This is a genomic window from Gluconacetobacter entanii, assembly GCF_003206495.1.
GTDB lineage: Bacteria > Pseudomonadota > Alphaproteobacteria > Acetobacterales > Acetobacteraceae > Novacetimonas > Novacetimonas entanii.
In genome coordinates, this window is sequence record NZ_NKUF01000078.1 from 1 (window position 1) to 6,329 (window position 6,329).

Sequence of the window (6,329 nt, forward strand, 5' to 3'; positions counted from 1 at the left end):
GTCACCCAATCCAACCGCACCTCCACCGCATCTACTCAACGCAGACACAGCAAAACGCCGCCAACATATCCCTTCCAGTCTCTATTCTATTGTCAATGACCAAGTCCGTAGCGGCTGGTGTGCCGTTCGGTGAAGCGGGTTTTACGGAGATCGCCCCCCATTGTCAACGCCTTATGCAAACCCCGAAAAAACGGCGGAAAACCGGCAAACCCGTACCAAAAACTCCCATTCCCGGCACCATCCCACGAAAAAAAAGCAAAAAAAAGAGGAGGAGGCTCCCGCCTCCCCCTCTCCCTTGCAGCTTACGCCGCCAGCACGTCAGTCCGCGTCAACAGCATGCCCGTCAATCGTCAGGTGATCGTCAGCGGCAGACACCTTCACGGTCTCCCCGTCATGGATGTCACCAGCCAGCAGCATCCCCGCCATCGGGTTCTGCAGGCTGCGCTGGATCACGCGCTTGAGCGGACGCGCGCCATAGACCGGGTCATATCCGGCATCCGCCAGCCACGTCTCACCCGCCTTGTCGAGATCCAGCGTGATGTTGCGATCCGCCAGAAGCTTGCGCAGCCGTCCGATCTGGATTTCGACGATCTTGCCCATATCCGCCTTCTGCAGGCGGGAGAACAGGATGATCTCATCCAGGCGGTTGAGGAATTCCGGCCGGAAGTGATCGCGCACCACCTTCATGACCTCAGGCCGCACGCTTTCCACCGATTCCCCGTCCGGCAGATGCGCCAGCACACTGGAGCCAAGGTTGCTGGTCAGCACGATCAGCGTATTGCGGAAATCCACCGTGCGTCCCTGCCCATCCGTCAGGCGGCCATCGTCAAGCACCTGCAGCAGGATGTTGAAGACGTCCTCGTGCGCCTTCTCGACCTCGTCGAACAGGATGACCTGATACGGCCTGCGACGCACGGCCTCCGTCAGGACGCCACCTTCCTCATACCCGACATAACCGGGAGGGGCACCGACCAGACGCGCCACGGCGTGCTTTTCCATGAACTCGCTCATGTCGATGCGCAGCAGCGCCTTCTCGTCATCGAACAGGAAGCGGGCCAGCGCCTTGCACAGTTCGGTCTTGCCCACGCCCGTCGGGCCGAGGAACAGGAACGAACCGATCGGGCGGTTGGGATCCTGCAGGCCGGCACGGGCACGGCGCACCGCGTCGGAGACAGCCTTCAGCGCGGGTTCCTGCCCGACCACGCTCTTGCGCAGTTCGTCTTCCATGCGCAGCAGCTTCGCGCGCTCACCTTCGAGCATGCGCTCCACCGGCACACCGGTCCAGCGCGAGACCACGGCGGCAATGCCCTGATCGGTCACGGTATCGCTGACCATGCCTGCGCCCTTGCTGGCCTGGTCGGCTTCTTCCTGTGCCTGCGCGATCTGTGTCTGCAGTGCGGGCAGGCGGCTGTACATCAGTTCCGACGCACGGCCCAGATCCCCCCGACGCTGCGCGACCTCAATGTCGGAGCGCACCTGGTCGAGTTCTTCCTGCAGCTTCTGCACCGCGTTGACGCGATCCTTTTCCGCATGCCACGCCGCGGTCAGGGAATCCGACTTTTCCTGCAGGTCCGACAGTTCAAGCTCCAGCTTGACCAGACGTTCCTTGCTGGCGGCGTCGTCTTCCTTGCGGATGGCCTCACGCTCGATCTTGAGCTGGATCAGGCGACGGTCGAGTTCGTCGAGTTCTTCCGGCTTGCTGTCGATTTCCATGCGCAGGCGGCTTGCCGCCTCGTCCACAAGGTCGATCGCCTTGTCCGGCAGGAAACGGTCGGTGATGTAGCGGTTCGACAAGGTCGCCGCCGCAACCAGCGCGCCATCGGAAATACGGATGCCGTGGTGGAGTTCGTACTTCTCCTTGATCCCGCGCAGGATGGAGATCGTGTCGGCCACCGTCGGCTCACCCACGTAAACCGGCTGGAACCGGCGGGCGAGGGCGGCGTCCTTTTCAATATACTTGCGGTATTCGTCCAGCGTCGTCGCACCGATGCAATGCAGCACGCCACGCGCCAGTTCCGGCTTGATGAGGTTCGACGCATCCATCGCCCCGTCCGAACGGCCCGCGCCAACAAGGGTGTGCATTTCGTCGATGAACAGGATGATCTGGCCCTCGGCGGCCTCGATTTCCTTCAGCACGGCCTTGAGGCGTTCCTCGAACTCGCCGCGATATTTCGCGCCAGCCACCAGTGCGCCCATGTCGAGCGAGAGCAGCTTCTTGTTCTTCAGCGCCTCCGGCACGTCGCCATTGACGATACGCAGCGCCAGCCCCTCGACAATCGCGGTCTTGCCCACGCCGGGCTCACCGATCAGGACGGGGTTGTTCTTGCTGCGGCGCGCCAGCACCTGGATGGCGCGGCGGATTTCCTCGTCACGGCCGATGACGGGGTCAAGCTTGCCCTGCTGCGCGATCTCGGTCACGTCGCGGGCGTATTTCTTCAACGCGTCGAAACTGGCTTCGGCGTTTTCACTGGTCACGGTGCGTCCCTTGCGGATGGTTGCGATGGCCTTGTCAAGCGCCTGCGGGGTGGCGCCACCGGCACGCAGGGCCTGTCCGGCCGGCGTTTCCGATGCCGCGATGGCGGCAAGCAGGCGGTCCTGCGCCACATATTCGTCCCCTGCCTTCTGCGCGCCCTGTTCGGCGGCATCGAGCAGGCGCACGAGGTCCGGCGTGGCGCTGGGCTGTCCCGCGCCACCGCCCTGCACCTTCGGCAATTTCGCAAGGGCTGCGTCAACGGCGGCGGCAATGGTGGCGGGCTGCCCCCCTGCCGCGCGGATCAGCGCGGACGCCGCCCCCTGGTCATCATCAAGCAGCGCCTTGAGCAGATGCTCCGGCGTAAGCTGCTGGTTGTAGTCGCGCATCGCGATGGTCTGCGCGGCCTGAAGGAAACCGCGCGAACGTTCCGTAAACTTCTCGATATTCATAAAATCCCCCGTCCCTTTATTCTCAGGCGACAAAACAGGTCCGCTGCTGCCGTCCCAGATGGAGAGGCAACGGCACAGCGGCTGGTTTCACAATTGGGTATGGGCGCATGTTATTACAAGATGACACACCCATGTTTCCCTGTCCCATTCCCACCGCACAGCATCGGACACATCCGTCATCCCAGATGATCACCGGTTGGTGAAATGCTACTTAATCTGGATCAAGACTGGCGTGACTTCTTCTCCGGGCGGCCATTCGCACAGCGCGCATCCTGTCGGGAGGAATGAATGGGCCGGGATGCCTCTGACCCATGGCCCTGCGCGGTGCACAGAGCCGGTCGGTGCTGCCGTCTGCCCGCAGCACGCCCTGGATCGCATATTCACCGGCGGGGAGCAGTCTGGCCTGTCAGGAGGGTTTTTACAGGCAGGACCTGTGATGTGCTGGTAAACGGATAAAAGTTTCTGGGTGTCGCCTTTTGATCTAAAAAGGCGACGTCTTTCAAAGCTTTTGGGAAAAAGCTTCACCAAAAACTTTTATGACTTCATTCTTATCCATGCGGGCGAAAGACAACCTTGGTGCAGTTGTCACGCTTGTCGCGGAATTTTTCATACAGGTCCGGCCCGTCTTCAAGGTCCGTGGAACGATGGCTGATGACGAAGGACGGGTCGATATCCCCGTTGCGGATCCGTTCCAGCAGGGGGGCGAGATATTTCTGCACGTTGGTCTGCCCGGTGCGCAGGGTCAGGCCCTTGTTCATCAGCACCCCCACCATGACGGGACCAAGGGCGCCGGCATAAACCCCCGGCATGGACACGATCCCGCCCGGCCGGCACCCAAGGATGGCCTGATTGAGGGCGAATGGCCGTTCCAGCGTCGTGGCCGACAGCAGGGCGGAGCCAACCTTCTGCATCATGGTGTCCGCGCCATGGGCCTCCATCCCGACCGCTTCGATGACCGCATCGGGGCCAAGCCCGCCCGTCATGTCGATCAGGGTCTGCTGGATGTTCTGGTGGCGGAAATCTATGGTCTCCGCCCCGCCCAGACGCGCCATGGCCAGTCTTTCGGGCACTTCGTCTATGGCGATGACACGTTTCGCGCCCAGCAGGAAACATGACCGGATCGCCATCTGCCCGACCGGGCCACAGCCCCACACGGCGATGGTTTTCTCCGCCTCCGGCGTGATGTCGCAGTTTTCGGCGGCCTGATAGCCGGTGGGGAAAATGTCCGACAGGAACAGGACCTGTTCGTCCCCCAGGCCGTCCGGCACCACGATCGGTCCGACATCGGCATACGGAACCCGCAGATATTCCGCCTGTCCCCCGGCAAAGCCACCCGTAATGTGGGAATAGCCATACAGCCCCGCCAGCGGATAGCCGAACGTTTCGGCCTGCTGCCGCCCGTTGGGGTTCGTACGCTCGCAACAACTCCAGTTACCCCATTTGCACTGCCGGCACGCGCCACAGGAAATGGTGAAGGGCACGACAATACGGTCCCCGATGGACAGCGAAGTAATGTCCCTGCCCACTTCGATCACTTCGCCCATGGTCTCATGACCAAGGACATCGCCACACTGCATGGTCGGCATCATGCCGTCCATCAGGTGAAGGTCGGAGCCACAGATGGCGCATGCACGCACCTTGATGATGACATCACGACCGTCGCGGATGACAGGATCAGGCACGCTTTCGCATGTGATCCTGCCCTTTTTCTGCCAGGTCAGCGCTTTCATGGGAGGTCGTCCTGCTCAGGTGATATGAGACAGACGCGCGCCCCTCCCCGGAGTTTTCCGATGAAGTGTTTCCATGACGATGCAATGCCCACCGGGATTCTGGCAGGATAAATAATAAAAGTTTTTGGGTGCCGCCTTTTTTAAAAAGGCGGCGTCTTCCGAAGCTTTTTGAAAAAAGCTTCACCAAAAACTTTTATAAATTTATCAGTGGATTATCAGGATTTTCCGTCCTTCGCCCGCTCCGCGATGGTGGGGGCGAGCAGCAGCAGGTCGGCAGGCGACAGGCGATCCGAGGCCGTGCTGGCCTGATGCCAGTACGGATACAGCACCGGCGGCGCGCTCGCCTTGTCGAGGCGGGCCATCTCCTCCGCACTCAGGCTCAGTTCGGCGGCCTTGAGGTTATCGACCAGTTGCACATCGGTGCGCGCGCCAATGACGATGGAGGTGATCGCCGGGCGATGCGCCACCCATGCCAGCGCAACCTGCGCGGCCGACACCCCGCGCTCCGCCGCGATCGCGACCAGCACTTCGACCACGTCATAAAGCTTTTCGATGTCATAGACGGGGGGTTCGCCCCATTTCTCGATCTGGCGGGTGCCGGTCGGCTGCGGCTTGCCGCGCTGGTACTTGCCCGACAGCAGGCCACCGGCCATCGGGCTCCAGACCTGCACGCCAATGCCCTGGTCCACCGCCACCGGCAGCAGTTCATATTCCGCCTCCCGCGCCTGGAGCGAGTAATAGATCTGCTGCGCCACCGGCGCGATCAGGCGGTTGCGCTCTGCCGTGCCCAACGCCTTCATCAGGTGCCAGCCGGAGAAGTTGGAAACCCCCGCATACCGGATCTTGCCGCTGCGCGTCAGGGTATCGAGTGCCTCCAGCGTTTCATCAAGCGGCGTCTGCCCGTCCCATTCATGCAGGTAATACAGGTCGATATGGTCACGCCCCAGCCGTTTCAGGCTGGCTTCGCACGCGTTGATCAGGTGATAGCGCGACGATCCCGCATCATTCGGCCCCGGTCCCATGGTAAAACGGGCCTTGGAACTGACCAGCAGGTCGGGCGAGCGTCCCTTCAGCGCCGCGCCAAGGATCTCCTCCGACACGCCGGAGGAATAGATGTCGGCGGTGTCGAAGATGTTGATCCCGGCATCCACGCACATGTCGATCTGGCGCTTTGCCCCGGCAAGGTCGGTATTCCCTGTCTTGGCGAAGTCGCCCTTGCCGCCAAAGGTCATCGTCCCCAGCGTAAAGGCGGAAATGCGCAGGCCGGAGCGCCCAAGCTGACGATATTGCATGATCTGTCTCTCCTGTGCGGATGATATGGAAATGATGGCGGGCCGGGACGGCGGCCCTAGCGACCGTAAGTGACGCTGAGTTCCCCCACACCGGCGCACACGGCATGGATCACGTCGCCGCGTCCCACCGGGCCAACGCCGGACGGCGTGCCTGTCATGATGAGGTCACCCGGCGCAAGGGCCACGAAACGGCTCAGCGCGGCGATGATTTCCGCCACCGACCAGATCATGTCCGACAGGTCGCCCACCTGGCGGTCCTCGCCATTGATGCTCAGGCTGATGCGGCCCCTCACATGAGGAGTTTCACGTCAATGGCCACTTTCACTGCGAGATCATTTTTTCTTCTCCGTGTTTTGGATCCATGGTCTGAGCCTGTTTAACGACT

General features: G+C 61.8%; 3 protein-coding genes and 1 pseudogene. All 4 read right to left on the minus strand.

Annotated elements, in window-relative coordinates; genetic code table 11:
- Positions 1-318: 318 nt before the first annotated feature.
- Positions 319-2,922: an ATP-dependent chaperone ClpB gene (clpB, locus tag CFR72_RS15915; protein ID WP_110914732.1), complete on the minus strand. Its 2,604-nt coding sequence runs from the start codon at positions 2,920-2,922 to the stop codon at positions 319-321.
- 548 nt (positions 2,923-3,470) lie between these two features.
- Positions 3,471-4,652 carry a zinc-dependent alcohol dehydrogenase gene (locus CFR72_RS15920; RefSeq protein WP_110914733.1) on the minus strand — a complete coding sequence of 394 codons (1,182 nt, stop codon included), beginning with the start codon at positions 4,650-4,652 and terminating at the stop codon, positions 3,471-3,473.
- A gap of 215 nt (positions 4,653-4,867) precedes the next feature.
- Positions 4,868-5,944 (minus strand): aldo/keto reductase, encoded by a 1,077-nt coding sequence (locus tag CFR72_RS15925; RefSeq protein WP_110914734.1) that lies wholly within the window; start codon positions 5,942-5,944, stop codon positions 4,868-4,870.
- A 56-nt stretch (positions 5,945-6,000) separates the two neighbouring features.
- Positions 6,001-6,231, minus strand: a pseudogene (locus CFR72_RS15930) (fumarylacetoacetate hydrolase family protein); the annotation flags it as partial.
- Positions 6,232-6,329 lie beyond the last annotated feature (98 nt).

Excerpts from the sequence above, each read along its gene's own strand:
- clpB (WP_110914732.1), bottom strand. The coding sequence starts at position 2,922 with ATGAATATCGAGAAGTTTACGGAACGTTCGCGCGGTTTCCTTCAGGCC.
- CFR72_RS15920 (WP_110914733.1), bottom strand. The coding sequence starts at position 4,652 with ATGAAAGCGCTGACCTGGCAGAAAAAGGGCAGGATCACATGCGAAAGC.
- CFR72_RS15925 (WP_110914734.1), bottom strand. The coding sequence starts at position 5,944 with ATGCAATATCGTCAGCTTGGGCGCTCCGGCCTGCGCATTTCCGCCTTT.